The organism is Cyclobacterium sp. L-R, assembly GCF_056859355.1.
This window is the reverse complement of the sequence record NZ_JBSXOH010000053.1, coordinates 21,543-34,716: the sequence shown is the minus strand read 5'-3', so window position 1 is coordinate 34,716 and position 13,174 is coordinate 21,543. Positions and strand designations below refer to the sequence as shown.

Annotated in this window: 10 protein-coding genes and 1 pseudogene; 5 read left to right on the top strand and 6 right to left on the bottom strand. The window is 37.5% G+C overall.

What is annotated here, in order from left to right:
- Positions 1-58: 58 nt before the first annotated feature.
- The 4 genes and pseudogenes from AC13EX_RS06760 to AC13EX_RS06745 form a co-directional block, all read right to left on the bottom strand.
- Complete coding sequence (locus AC13EX_RS06760; RefSeq protein WP_482892075.1) at positions 59-949, bottom strand: MBL fold metallo-hydrolase; 891 nt, start codon at positions 947-949, stop codon at positions 59-61.
- An 83-nt stretch (positions 950-1,032) separates the two neighbouring features.
- A complete protein-coding gene (locus tag AC13EX_RS06755) occupies positions 1,033-1,614 on the bottom strand; it encodes a Crp/Fnr family transcriptional regulator (RefSeq protein ID WP_048642087.1) in 582 nt (193 codons plus the stop codon).
- Between the two features lie 93 nt (positions 1,615-1,707).
- Positions 1,708-1,872, bottom strand: a pseudogene (locus tag AC13EX_RS06750) (hypothetical protein); the annotation flags it as partial.
- A gap of 587 nt (positions 1,873-2,459) precedes the next feature.
- The gene (locus AC13EX_RS06745; protein WP_048642088.1) at positions 2,460-3,125 is read right to left on the bottom strand and encodes a heme exporter protein CcmB; all 666 of its coding nucleotides are present in this window, start codon (positions 3,123-3,125) and stop codon (positions 2,460-2,462) included.
- 180 nt (positions 3,126-3,305) lie between these two features.
- Here AC13EX_RS06745 and AC13EX_RS06740 point away from each other — a divergent pair, with 180 nt between their 5' ends.
- Positions 3,306-4,331 carry a dihydrodipicolinate synthase family protein gene (locus AC13EX_RS06740; RefSeq protein ID WP_482892074.1) on the top strand — a complete coding sequence of 342 codons (1,026 nt, stop codon included), beginning with the start codon at positions 3,306-3,308 and terminating at the stop codon, positions 4,329-4,331.
- Positions 4,332-4,418: 87 nt separating this feature from the next.
- On the opposite strand, the gene serS is transcribed toward AC13EX_RS06740, so the two are convergent.
- Positions 4,419-5,696 carry a serine--tRNA ligase gene (gene serS, locus AC13EX_RS06735; protein ID WP_482892073.1) on the bottom strand — a complete coding sequence of 426 codons (1,278 nt, stop codon included), beginning with the start codon at positions 5,694-5,696 and terminating at the stop codon, positions 4,419-4,421.
- A gap of 166 nt (positions 5,697-5,862) precedes the next feature.
- On the opposite strand from serS, the gene AC13EX_RS06730 reads away from it, so the two are divergent.
- From AC13EX_RS06730 to AC13EX_RS06720, 3 genes are read left to right on the top strand one after another with little or no spacing between them, the layout of a single operon-like run.
- Positions 5,863-6,738 (top strand): PIG-L deacetylase family protein, encoded by an 876-nt coding sequence (locus AC13EX_RS06730; RefSeq protein WP_482892072.1) that lies wholly within the window; start codon positions 5,863-5,865, stop codon positions 6,736-6,738.
- Positions 6,739-6,781: 43 nt separating this feature from the next.
- On the top strand, positions 6,782-7,540 hold the full coding sequence (locus AC13EX_RS06725; RefSeq protein ID WP_482892071.1) for an SDR family NAD(P)-dependent oxidoreductase: 759 nt from the start codon (positions 6,782-6,784) through the stop codon (positions 7,538-7,540).
- Positions 7,541-7,563: 23 nt separating this feature from the next.
- Positions 7,564-8,424: a fumarylacetoacetate hydrolase family protein gene (locus AC13EX_RS06720; RefSeq protein ID WP_482892070.1), complete on the top strand. Its 861-nt coding sequence runs from the start codon at positions 7,564-7,566 to the stop codon at positions 8,422-8,424.
- Between the two features lie 59 nt (positions 8,425-8,483).
- On the opposite strand, the gene AC13EX_RS06715 is transcribed toward AC13EX_RS06720, so the two are convergent.
- Positions 8,484-9,185 carry a FadR/GntR family transcriptional regulator gene (locus AC13EX_RS06715; RefSeq protein ID WP_048642093.1) on the bottom strand — a complete coding sequence of 234 codons (702 nt, stop codon included), beginning with the start codon at positions 9,183-9,185 and terminating at the stop codon, positions 8,484-8,486.
- A 757-nt stretch (positions 9,186-9,942) separates the two neighbouring features.
- On the opposite strand from AC13EX_RS06715, the gene AC13EX_RS06710 reads away from it, so the two are divergent.
- Positions 9,943-13,164: a SusC/RagA family TonB-linked outer membrane protein gene (locus tag AC13EX_RS06710; protein ID WP_482892068.1), complete on the top strand. Its 3,222-nt coding sequence runs from the start codon at positions 9,943-9,945 to the stop codon at positions 13,162-13,164.
- The last annotated feature ends 10 nt before the right edge of the window (positions 13,165-13,174 follow it).

Genomic DNA, 13,174 nt, shown 5'->3' with positions numbered 1-13,174 from the left:
TTAATACATCAACTTGACAATACTAAAAGTATTGTCAAGTTGATAATTATTGTGGATTTTACCATTTCATTTCTCCTGTGTTCACTTTTGCTCCTAGTATTAAAGCTGTTTCAAAAGTTAAATTTGGATATTTTGCTTTTATAGTTGCTATTAACGCTTCAGAAGTTTTATTGCTTTTCAAAGCCTCTTCATAAAATTGAATGTAATTTTTAGTGTGGTTTACAGCATCAATAATGAAATCTGAACTCGTATTTGCGTGTGCAGGGATTACTATTTCAGGTTTTAATTCGCTGATCGTATTTAAGATTGAGATCCAATTGTTACGTGCCTCTGTTGTTTGTGCATCTGCCATCCATACATTAAATGTTGTGCCAAAAACATTAATACCACCTAGAGCTGTTCTTATTGAAGGAATCCACACAAAAGTTCTTTTAGGGAAATCATCTAACCCAATAATTTCAAACTTTTCGCCTTCTAACTCAATAGCATTTCCTTTTAAAACTTGAGGTAAAACAACATTAGATGTGATTTTATCACCTAATTTTTCGCCCCAAACTTCCAATTTCTTTTGAGCTGTAGCTTTTAAATGTTCTACTGTTGCAGGCGTTGCATAAGCTGTAACTTTTGGGAAATATTTTTTAAATACTTCTAATCCGAAATAAAAATCAGGATCTCCATGGGAAACATATATTGTAGTCAATTTTTTTCCAGAGTTTATTATTTCTTGTGCAACTTTTTCGGCATCTGCCAATGTAAATTGGGTGTCAATTAATACTGCATCATGCATGCCCGAAATTATTACTGATGCAACACCAAAACTATTTTCTGAGGCGTTGTAAACTTGAAATTTAAATTTGCTTGTTTCTATTGTTTTGAAATTTTGAGCTTGTGCTTCCATTTTGAATAAAATTAAAATTGTTAAAAATACTGTTGAAATAATCGATCTCATTTTTGCTTGTTTTAAATTATGTTACAAAGATGCGATACCACCTGTCTCAAAACATTGAACAAGTTCAATAATTGAATTTTCAACTATTTTTTAATAGCAATTTTTCGTCTAATTTTACTCAAAAACTCATGACTTATGCCCAAGTAAGCTGCTATTTGAACATTGGTTAATCGTTGAAAGAGCTTAGGATATTTTTCTATAAAGTCAATGTACCTTTGGTTTGCTGTTTTACTCAAATTATCAATCATTCTTCTTTGCAACGCGATATGCGTTTTTTGAGTCATTATTCTGAATAATTTTTCAATCTTAGGAATGTTATTAAAAGCAAATTCTTTATCTTTTTTTGAAATTAATAATACTTCACTATCTTCTAAGGCTTGAATATAAAGTTGTGAAGGCTTTTCATTAGTGAAACTGTCAATATCTGCAATCCACCAATTTTCTTGAGCAAAATAGAGTACTTGTTCAAAACCATTATTGTCTATGTGATATACTCTGAAGAGTCCTTTGGTAACAAATCCTTCAAACTTGCAAACCTCTCCTTCTCGCAAAAGGAAATGTTTTTTTAGGACCTTTTTATTGTGAAATAAGTCGCAAAAATTTTCTATCTCTTTGTTTGAAAGAATAATATGGTTTAATATGTTTTGTTTTAGTATGGCTGTCATATTCGAGGAGCTTCTAAATTTTGCCCAATAGTTAGTGGAAAATCCTTTTTGTGCTTTTTTATATTTTTCTTAATTCGATTTTACCTACCATTGCTATTTCCCATAATTGAGATTTGAGTTTTGAAAAATTTTCATTGTCGAGAGTACTTTTGTTAAGTAAGTGTAATTGAATGAACCCATGCCGCCATATGCCAAAAGAATCTTCGAAATCGATCTTTCTATGGCTTCGATTAATAGGGTTTTTGCTTTAAGAAACCCTTCTTTCCAGTTTTTCTAATTGTCTTCCATTAACAAGGTAATTAGTTTACCTAATATGCTTTCTGTCTCGTTTATTTTATATTAATGTTTTAGAATAAGAGTATAGTAGAATAAGAGTATAGTCCATCCAAACTATTAGCCTCTCTACTTAGCTTACATTCTTTACTTAAATCAAGGATATTGGAGAAGGAAAAAATCCTTGATCAAATAAAATTTTTATTTATTTAATATATCTTCGGTTTTAATTCAAAGTATAAGTATCCTTTTTTAACCTATACAGGTGAATATTTGGGCTAGAACATAATAGAGATATTCTTTTGCGATTCCCAGATGAGGTTAGGAACAATTGAAATTGGTGAATTTACTCGATTGGATAATTTAGTCATTAACCCTTTCTTTTGAAATACCGTAATCATTTAATTAAAATACCACCTCAATAAGAACGGGTTTCAGCCCTTTTATAAAGGGGGTACCCCATATCACCCGGCTTCAGCCAAAATTTGGTGAGAAAATGGGTCATTAAATACCACTTCTGGAAACCTATGGCCTCGACAGGCTCAACCACCGAATCTCGGTAGGACTAGCTCCTAGCTCCTCCAAAGATAAGGGAAAAGCAGGTAGGAGGTGGCTAGAACAATTGCATTGATGGCCATTAAGGTGATGATCTTTTCTGCGCTTATGCCCCTGTCCAATCCATCGATTGCGCTTTTGGAAACCTGAATGGTCATCAGTAGAATTGGGATCATTACGGGGAAGCTTAAAATGGCCATCAAGGTGCCATTATTTCCTGCCTTGGAGGCAATGGCTGATACCATGGTCAGCGCTGCGGAAAAACCAATGGCTCCTAGCAAAAGGTTCAAAAGAAACAATGGATGGTCAGCTACGGGATTACCGAAAACAACGCTAAAAACCAAATAACCCAATAGGGCCAATACAAGAGTGAGTGCAGTATTGTAAATGGTTTTGGACAAAATGATTGCTTGAGGTGATGCAATCATAAAATAATAGAGTTGCCTTCCCTGGTGTTCTTGCACAAAACTTTTAGCTACGGCATTGACTGCCGAAAAAAGTATAATGATCCAATAAAGGGAGTTCCAAAAAGGGACTTGTAATTCACCTTGACCAGCCCCAATACTGAGGTAAGCAATAAATACTGCGCTGGTGACATATAGAAGTATACCATTGATGGCGTACTTTTGTCGCCACTCCAATAAGGCCTCTTTTTTTATCAACAAAGCTATTTCCTTCCACATATTGTTCGCAAATATAGGCACCTAATCAGAATAACTTCCCCGTCTAGTCATAATTTTATTGATTGTTACTGGTCTGTTTGCTATTTTACAGGGTTATATAAAGTATATAAAAATATTAACTATTGAATTTACAACCCATTTGAAACCGAAAAAACGGAATCAATACAATTTTATTTTATCATGAGTTTTGAAAACGACAGGAGAAAATTTATAGGAAAAATGGCCTTAGGAACTTTGGCGGGACTTACCCCCTGGAATAGTCTATTGGCAAATACGCCAATAGAGGCAAAGGCTATTCAAAAGGCTTTTGTACCTGTAATGCTGACCCCTTATAAAGCAGATATGTCTGTAGATTATAAAGGGCTAAAAAAACTAACAGATTACTATCTTGAATCTGGAGCACGTGGTTTATTTGCCAATTGCCTGAGTAGTGAGATGTATGACTTGAGTCCGGAGGAAAGGCTGAAAGTGACCAAGACCGTAGTAAAGAAAGTCAATGGGGAATTCCCTGTTGTAGCTACAGGATCTTTTGGGAATACTGCCCAAGAAAAAGCAGATTTCACCAAAAAGATAGCTGATACTGGTGTTGACGCAGTTATTATGATTACTTCCCACTTTGCAGAAAAAGGGGAATCTGATGATGTTGTGATCAAAAATCTGGAAGAATACCTGTCTCTGACTGGAGATATTCCATTAGGAACTTACGAATGTCCTACCCCTTATAAAAGAATACTTTCTCAAAAGGTTCTTAAGTTTTTATTGGATTCTGACAGGTTGGTGTACCATAAGGATACCTCTGAAGATATAGACAATATTAAAGAAAAACTTAAAACGGCTAAAGGTACTAAAATGGGCTTTTACAATGCCCACATGGGTAGTGCTGTAGCCTCTCTTCGAAATGGAGGTGCTGGATTGTCTCCAATTGCAGGTAATTATTATCCAGAAGTAATCGCTTGGATTTGTGACAATGCAGGTGATTCTGGAAAGAAAGAACAGGTAGATTGGTTACAAGAAAAGGTAAGAGACATGGAAAGAAGGATTACCGCCAATTATATGCTTTCCTCTAGGTATTACCTTAACAAAGAAGGCTTGGGTTTGGAAATTGTAAGCCGTAGGGCTAAAAATCCACTTACCGCAGATCAGCAAGCAGTTGTTGACAAATGTTATGCTGAAGTGCAAGGTTGGAAACAGAAATTATCCATATAATAATCTCTTTTAATAATAAAAAGGGGCTTCTTGTTTTAAAGAAGCCCCTTTTTATTTCCTTATGTTTTAGCTCAAAACTGATATTGATTAATCAATGGTATCAAACCCCAGATAAGGAACCAATACTTTTGGCATTTTAATGCCTTCTGCAGTTTGGTTGTTTTCCAAAATAGCAGCCATGATTCTTGGTAGGGCCAAGGCACTTCCATTCAAGGTGTGTGCTAAAACGGTTTTCTTGTCTTTGTTCTTAAAACGCAATTTCAATCGATTGGATTGGTAGGTTTCGAAGTTACTAACTGAACTTACTTCCAGCCATCTTTCTTGGGCAGCTGAATAAACTTCCATATCAAATGTAAGTGCAGAAGTGAAGCCCATGTCTCCTCCACAAAGCCTTAATACCCTGTAGGGCAATTCAAGCTTTTGTAACAAGCCCTGAACATGTAAGCTCATTTCATCTAAGGTTTTGTAGGAATTATCAGGATGCGTTACCTGTACAATTTCCACCTTGTCAAATTGATGTAATCGGTTCAATCCCCTTACATGAGCTCCCCAACTACCGGCTTCCCGTCTAAAACAAGGTGTGTAGCCTGTATTCTTTTTGGGTAATTCATCTTCTTGTAGGATGACATCTCGGTACATATTTGTGATAGGGACTTCAGCGGTAGGTATCAGGTAAAGTCCATCTTCTCCAGCGAAGTACATTTGTCCTTCCTTGTCAGGAAGTTGCCCTGTAGCGTAGCCGCTTTCTTCATTGATCAATATGGGTGGCTGTACTTCTGTATAACCCGCTTTGTCTGCCTCGTCCAGGAAAAAGTTGATCAAAGCCCTTTGCATTTTGGCTCCTTTGCCCTTATAAACAGGAAAACCTGCCCCGGTAATTTTTACTCCCAGTTCAAAATCAACGATATCGTATTTCTTAATCAATTCCCAATGAGGGCTTTTGTTCTCTGCTTCCAATTGAGGAATTTCTCCCTTTTCTAAAACAATCTCATTGTCTTCTGAAGACTTGCCAGCCGGGACAGAGGCATGCGGAATATTTGGTATTGTGTAGAGAATTTGGGTTAGCTCTGTTTCTGTCTGCGTATAGCTGTCTTCCAAAGATTTTACTTGCGTTTTTATCTCAGTAGTTCTCAGTTTCACCTTTTCTGCCTCTTCCTTATTGCCAGCCTTCATCATTTGGCCGATTTGCTTCGAAATTGTATTTGATTCAGCCTGAAGAGTATCTCTGTCTAGCTGAATTTGTTTTCTGAGGTCTTCTAGCCTTATTACATTTCCGAGCAATTCTTCAGGATTTTCAAAATTCCTGGCGCGAAGCCTTTCGCAGGCATGCGCAAAGTTTGCTCTTATTTCATTTACCTGAAGCATATTGTTGTTGTACTTTGATTCCCGTAATTAAATTTCAGGTTGCAAAGATAAGGAATAAGTTCTGAGTAAAGTGGGCAATTGACTGATAATTTGGATTAACGGATTGGCAAAACAGGCCTAAATGCCTATCTTCAACCTTGAATTTTCAACAACCGAAAAATTGACTATGAAATCAAGTTTTATTGCAATTTTGTTTTGTTTTTTCGCTGTTTCAATAGTTGAAGCCCAGGAAAGACCATTAAGAATCATTATGATAGGTGCCCATCCTGATGATTGCGATATAAAAAGTGGTGGTACAGCTTCACTTTTTGTGGAGATGGGTCACAAGGTGAAATTTGTCTCTGTTACCAATGGTGATGCTGGACATATGGAAGAAGGTGGAGGTATGCTTGCAAAAAGACGCATAGCTGAAACCCAGGAAGTAGCCAGAAGACTTGGGGTTGCTTATGATGTATTGGATAACCATGATGGAGAATTGTTGCCTACATTAGAGATAAGGCTTCAGATCATCAGGAAGATAAGGGAATGGGACGCGGATGTGGTCATTGCGCCAAGACCAAATGACTACCATCCTGATCACCGTTATACTGGCGTTTTGGTGCAAGATGCTGCCTATATGGTAGGTGTGCCTAATGTGGCTCCAGATACACCGCCGCTTAGTAAAAACCCTGTATTTTTGTACTTTCAAGATCATTTTCAAAAACCAAACCCATTTGAACCTCATGTAGCGATCGATATTACCCCTGTAATCGACAAGAAAATTCATGGCTTGGATGCGCATGTTTCTCAGTTTTATGAGTGGTTGCCATGGATAGCAGGTTATGCTGACGAGGTGCTTGAAGGTAAAGAGGAAAGAATAGCTTGGTTAAAAGAAAAAAGAGGAGGAGGAATAAATGATGAAGTGCGGAAGAGCCTAGAGAAATGGTATGGACCTGCTAAGGCGGCAAAAGCCCAGTACGCAGAGGCCTTCGAAGTTTGTGAATATGGTTCTCAGCCATCAGACGAAGAGTTGAAGCGACTGTTTCCTATGTTGGGTAAATGATATTAAAATAAGGGTATTAACTAATTAGAAAATTTCATAGTAAATGAAGGGGAAAAATGTTTTGGTCACCGGTGGGGCAAGCGGAATAGGATTGGCAATAGTAGAAAAATTCGCGGCCGAAGGTGCCACAGTCTATGTGTTAGATTTTAATCAGGAAAATGGACATGAAATTACGGAAAAACTTAAGGCTGAAAACCATGATGTGATTTTTAAGCAAACTGATGTTTCTAATCAGGCTCAAGTAAATGAAGTAATAGGAGGAATATCCGGTGAAATAGATGTGTTGATCAACAATGCAGGAATCTCTCATATTGGAAACCTTGAATCTACGGAAGGGGCTGATTTGGACCGTTTGTTTGCAGTAAATATAAAAGGTGTATTCCACTGTTCAAAAGCTGTGATCGGAAGAATGAAAGCCAACGGTGGTGGAGTCATTATCAATATGGCCTCTATTGCGGCTACAGTGGGTATTCCTGATCGTTTTGCTTATTCCATGAGCAAGGGAGCAGTACTCAACATGACACTTACCATTGCCAGGGATTATGTCAAGGACAATATTCGTTGCAATGCGATCTCACCAGCGCGAGTGCATACTCCATTTGTAGACAATTATATTTCCAAAACCTATCCGGGAAAAGAAAAAGAAATGTTTGAACTATTGTCGGCAACTCAACCTATTGGAAGAATGGCAGCGCCAGAAGAAATAGCCAGCATGGCTTTTTTCCTTGCTTCTGATGAGGCCAAATTTTTGACTGGGGCTGATTATTTGGTTGACGGAGGGTTTTCTAATTTAAAAATGTAATTACTTTAAACTATAATTAAAAAATGAAACTAATAAGATTTGGAAATGTAGGGCAGGAAAAGCCTGGAGTTATAACCGCAGAAGGTAAAAAAATTGATTGTTCGGCTTTTGGTTTAGACTGGACTGCCGATTTTTTAGGTGATGAAAGTAACCTGACAAAATTAGCGACCTGGCTGGAAGCAAATGTAGCAAGTTGCCCCGAAATCCCTGCTGATGCAAGATTAGGTTCTCCAGTTCCTTTTCCATCCAAAATTATTTGTGTAGGGTTGAACTATTCTTTACACGCAAAAGAAAGTGGGATGGCTGTTCCTGAGCAGCCTGTTTTATTTATGAAAGCAACCTCCGCGCTTTCAGGACCTTTCGATCCAATTGTGATTCCAAAGAATTCCCAAGCCACGGATTGGGAAGTGGAGTTGGCGATAGTAATAGGCAAAAAAGCTACTTATGTATCGGAAGAAGATGCCATGGATCATGTGTTTGGCTATGTAGTTCACAATGATGTAAGTGAGAGAGATTTTCAGTTAAGGCATGGTGGACAGTGGGTAAAAGGTAAAAGTGCTGATTCATTTGCTCCACTAGGACCTAACTTGGTGAGCAAAGATGAAATCGCTGACCCTCACAATTTGAGATTATGGCTTAAGGTAAATGATGAAATGTTGCAAGACAGCAATACTTCTGATTTGGTATTTAATATTCCTCAACTAGTGAGTCATATCAGTCAATACATGAGTTTATTACCTGGTGATGTTATCAGTACTGGTACACCAGCAGGAGTAGGAATGGGATTGAAACCACCGAGGTACTTGAAAGCAGGTGATGTTGTAGAGCTAGGTATTGACGGTTTAGGTGTTTCTAGGCAAGTTGCTGAAGATTACAAAGGCTAAAAAGTCAACTTATAATATTTATTGAATGAAACGGGCAGAAATTTATCTTTCCGTTTTTTTTATTCTTCTACAGTGTCCAAATACACTTTCAAATGTATGCTCATTTTTTCTCTAAAGGATTTGGGAGTTCCCTTTTGAAGATCTACGAGTAGGTCTCTGTGTGTGACGGCATTCTTGACCTCAGATTTGCTGATGATTTGTCCGCTGTGAACAAGGTTGAATATGGGTAGAAGCATTTTCTGAAACCTCAAAAGTGTTTGATTTCCTGAGATCTCATACAGCATGGAATGAAACTCTACATCATACCTGTTTTTTAGAAACCGGTCTTTTGTTTGCTCTTCTTTTTTTACAAGCTGCTCAAGTTTTTCCAGGTTGGCTTTAGATTTTCTCATAAAAAGAAAATCTGTAATCCCCATTTCCAAAACCAATCGCAACTCAAAAATATCTTGAAGTGTGGCACTGTCCAATAGCATTGGGTTCAAGACCCGTTCAAAGCTACCTAAAATATCGGGTTGGGTTAAAATGATTCCCCTATTCCTTTTGGACTCTATTAAACCCAGGGTTCTAAGTCTGGAAAGTGCCTCTCTTAAAGCTGTCCTGCTAACACCCATTGACAATGCCAATTCCGATTCCTTTGGAATGGCATCACCAGGCTGGAGATTGGCTTCTGCGAAGTATTCTCTAAGATTTTGCTCAACCCTGTCTACCAAAGATAGGTTGGTGTCCAAAACCGGTTTTGGCTTGACATTGAATTTGCTCACGGATGCTTTTTGGTTTATTTATTCCTGCAAATATAATAAGTATTATTAAACCTGCCCTGCAAATGGGTGTTGACCACTTGTTCTAAATACCATGATATTCCATAAATATGCCTTTTAAATCTCCTAATGGCTAATTGCGAAGAAGATTGCTTTGGGGATTTAATATAAAAATTGATTTTCCTTAATAAATAATACATAAATAACTGTAAGAATGTAGCTTTTTTGCCAATTTGAGGCTAATTGTTGTTGGTTTAGACCTATAGGTTCTTCAATTTACAATTCAATATTAATGGTTTTAATTGATGATTTAATTTAATATTTCTTATTAATTTTAAAAATATTATGGCATTAGTTTGAATTTTAGTTTTATTAAGGAGCTTAAATTGCCAAAAAATTGCTTCTGGTTTATAATTTTTGAATGGTTTGAAAGTGATTGTTTAAGGTTAAGCATGAATTGAATTTTCTTGGTATTTTATTTGGTTTCATTTATTCTAATTTTCTATGAAAGTGTAAAGTTTTGTGTAGTTCCATTAATTAAAATTAAATACTTTGAATGAAAATGATCCCGACTTTCCAAATTTGATTTGGGGTAGAAAAAAAGCATTACAAATTTTAAACTTTTAGATGACCGGATTTTGAGGGCTGGATTTATTGATTATATTTGAATAAATAATACATATTACAATTTAACTTTAATCCCTATAAATAAGTCATTTGTAGGGGGGAATCATTGGTACATAGTATAAATAGGACAAATATGATCGAGAAACTCTACGCACAATGGTGGCAATCCGTTTTTATGGTGTTGCTGCTAGTATCCTTCTCAACAGAGAAGTCATGGGCACAGTCAAAAGATGTAACGGGGACAGTATATTCCAAAGAAGATGGAAGTACTATTCCTGGTGTTAACATTATAAACCTGGGCACGGCAACGGGGACTGTTACCGATATGGATGGGAAGTTTTCCATTAGCCTTTCCGGTAACAATACCGTTTTGAAATTTTCTGCTATTGGTTTTAAACCTCAAGAAATTAGCATTGGTAATCAGACCAATATCGATGTAAACTTAGAAACAGCACTTGGTGCCTTGGACGAAATCATCGTTGTAGGTTACGGTGAGCAGTCCAGGGAAAAATTAACCACTGCAGTAAGTACAGTAGATACCAAGGTCCTTGAAAATGTACCTTTAGGTAATGCTGCTTCAGCTTTGCAGGGTACTGTATCCGGTGTTCGGGTGCAAACTTTGAGTGGTCAGCCTGGTGCTGCACCAAGAATAATCGTAAGAGGTGGAACTTCTATAAACGACCCAAATGGTGCTCAGCCTTTATATGTGGTCGATGGTGTAATTAGGGATGATATTCAGGGGATCAACCCTATGGATATCGAATCCATGCAGGTCTTAAAGGATGCTGCTTCTACAGCTATTTATGGATCTAGAGCTTCTAATGGTGTTGTTATTTTAACGACCAAAACAGGTAAGGCTGGTGATACCAAGGTTACCTATAGGTATACGATTGGCACCTCACAATTAAGAAAAAAATACGATCTATTATCGGCTAGGGATTATATCTACTATGGTAGATTAGGTGTGGCAGCCACAGGTGAGAAATCACCCTCACGACTTGCCATGTTAAGTGGTTCTTTTGGTTTTGGGACGGGCAATGACCTTACCAATAATACTGCTTATACTACTCAGTATTTGACTCCAGAAAATGAGTACAAACTCAGTGAAGGATGGGAAAGCATGCCAGACCCACTAGATCCTAGCAAAACCATCATTTTTGATGGGGTAGATTGGCATGATGTATTGTTCAGAACTGCAGTGACTCAAGATCACTATTTGAATTTATCCGGAGGTACTGAAAAAGCGACCTTTAATATAGGAGTAGGTTATGCTGATATGGATGGTACAGCTATTACTACCAATTATAAAAGATTTACTACCAATATGAATGGTAGGCTAAAAGTAAATGATAGATTATTTGTTTTTGCAGGTTTAAATTTTACCAGGTCTTCTGATAATTTGGTTTACAGTGAAAATAGCTTGTTTGAAAGATCTATCGCTACTCCTCCCACTGCAAAATATACATTTGAAGATGGCACATTATCGCCTGGTGTAAATCGTTCTTTGGGTAACCCGGCTTATCATTTAAGTCGCAGTACCAATGACAATACACTAACTCTTATGACCTTGAGTGGTGGTGCCAATTGGGAAATTGCCCCTGGTTTGAGCTTTGAGCCTTCAGTTTCCTTATTTTCCAAAACAAATACTGCCAATACCTTTTTGATGTCTTACCTTAATTCTCCTACGCAGTTGGTGGAGAGCAGGAATGCAACAGGAAGTCAAACAAACTGGGAGCAATTACAGTTGGATGCAGTTTTAAACTATGAAAAAAGCTTCGCTCAGCAACATAATTTCACTGCCACCCTTGGCTATTCAATGTACCAGAGAGACAATTACAGTCTTTATGCTGAAGGTAGAGGAGCTGCTACAGACTTAATCCCAACCTTAAATGCTTCAGGTGAACCTGTGCAGGTTTCCAGTTCAAAAGGGAAGCAATTGATCTTGGGTTATTTTGGCAGAGCAAATTATGATTTTGACAATAAATACCTTGTGTCAGTGAGTGCCAGGTATGATGGCGCCTCTAATTTGGGTTCTGAATACAAGTGGGGTTTCTTCCCAGGGGTATCTGCAGGTTGGAACTTACACAATGAATCATTTTGGGATTCACCAGTAGCTATCGATAAGTTCAAGTTGAGAGCAAGTTATGGTCTCAATGGTAACCTTGGTAACTTAGGTGATTTCCAAGCTCAAGGAGCCTATGGTGTAGGAGGTATTTATCAAGGGAATGCTGCAGTTGAATACACTACCATTGCCAACCCAAATCTTAAATGGGAGCAATCCAGAACCTTTGATGTTGGATTTGATGCAGGTCTATTCAATAATAGAGTTACAGTTTTGTTTGATTATTATCAAAGGGTAACTTCTAATCTTATCACCACCTTGGCCATGCCTAAATTGACTGGTTTCACCAGCATTTTAACCAACCTGGGTAGTTTGGAAAACAGTGGTGTAGAGCTTGAAGTCAATTTTAATGCCCTAGAGACCAAAGACTGGTTGTGGAATATTGGATTCAATACTTCTTTTGTAAAGAACAAGATATTGGAACTGCCTGAAAATGACAATGAAAACAATAGGATTGGTGGCTTATTCCTTTATGATCAAGAACTTGAAGATTATGCTTGGAAAGGCGGTTTGCAAGAAGGCGGTCAAATCGGTGAGATGTACGGCTACAAATACCAGTCTGTATTCCCTACTGACGAAGCAGCGGCTGCAGCACCTCAGGATGTAATCATGGCCGGACCAGATCGTACTAGACTTGGTGGTGATGTTGATTGGCTAGATGTTGATGCAAATGGTGTAATTGACACAAGAGATAGAGTTTATATGGGGAATATTTTCCCTAAATGGACTGGTGGATTTTCTAATAATGTAAATTATAAAGGAGTCAATCTTTACCTAAGAATGGATTATACCACAGGTCATACCATTTATAACTATGTAAGAGCAAATCTTGATGGACAGTTTGTAGGAAATACAAATATGAGTTCGAATATCACGAGGTCTTGGGAAAATCAGGGTGATGTGACAGATGTTCCTAAATTTTACTGGGCAGACCAAGTTGCTCAAAGTAATTATTGGAGAGGAGATCCTAGAAATGTAAACAATGGAGGAGGAAGCTCAATACATTATGAAAAAGGAGATTACCTGGCGCTTAGAGAGCTTACTATAAGCTATGATTACACTGCAGAATGGTACAGGAAGATAGGGATAGAGAATTTTAGACTAAATCTTACTGGCAATAACTTGATGTATTTCACCAATTTCAGTGGACTTTCTCCGGAAGACGGAGGGATGAATAGAGGACGTTTCCCTGTTCCTCGTAACATTATGTTAGGTATTAACCTTTCCCTTTAATTAAGTCCTG

Bases quoted from the DNA above. Each gene is read 5' to 3' on its own strand.
- AC13EX_RS06725 (WP_482892071.1), top strand. From the start codon at position 6,782: ATGAAGGGGAAAAATGTTTTGGTCACCGGTGGGGCAAGCGGAATAGGA.
- AC13EX_RS06760 (WP_482892075.1), bottom strand. From the start codon at position 949: ATGAGATCGATTATTTCAACAGTATTTTTAACAATTTTAATTTTATTC.
- AC13EX_RS06745 (WP_048642088.1), bottom strand. From the start codon at position 3,125: ATGTGGAAGGAAATAGCTTTGTTGATAAAAAAAGAGGCCTTATTGGAG.
- serS (WP_482892073.1), bottom strand. From the start codon at position 5,696: ATGCTTCAGGTAAATGAAATAAGAGCAAACTTTGCGCATGCCTGCGAA.
- AC13EX_RS06730 (WP_482892072.1), top strand. From the start codon at position 5,863: ATGAAATCAAGTTTTATTGCAATTTTGTTTTGTTTTTTCGCTGTTTCA.
- AC13EX_RS06720 (WP_482892070.1), top strand. From the start codon at position 7,564: ATGAAACTAATAAGATTTGGAAATGTAGGGCAGGAAAAGCCTGGAGTT.
- AC13EX_RS06710 (WP_482892068.1), top strand. From the start codon at position 9,943: ATGATCGAGAAACTCTACGCACAATGGTGGCAATCCGTTTTTATGGTG.
- AC13EX_RS06755 (WP_048642087.1), bottom strand. From the start codon at position 1,614: ATGACAGCCATACTAAAACAAAACATATTAAACCATATTATTCTTTCA.
- AC13EX_RS06740 (WP_482892074.1), top strand. From the start codon at position 3,306: ATGAGTTTTGAAAACGACAGGAGAAAATTTATAGGAAAAATGGCCTTA.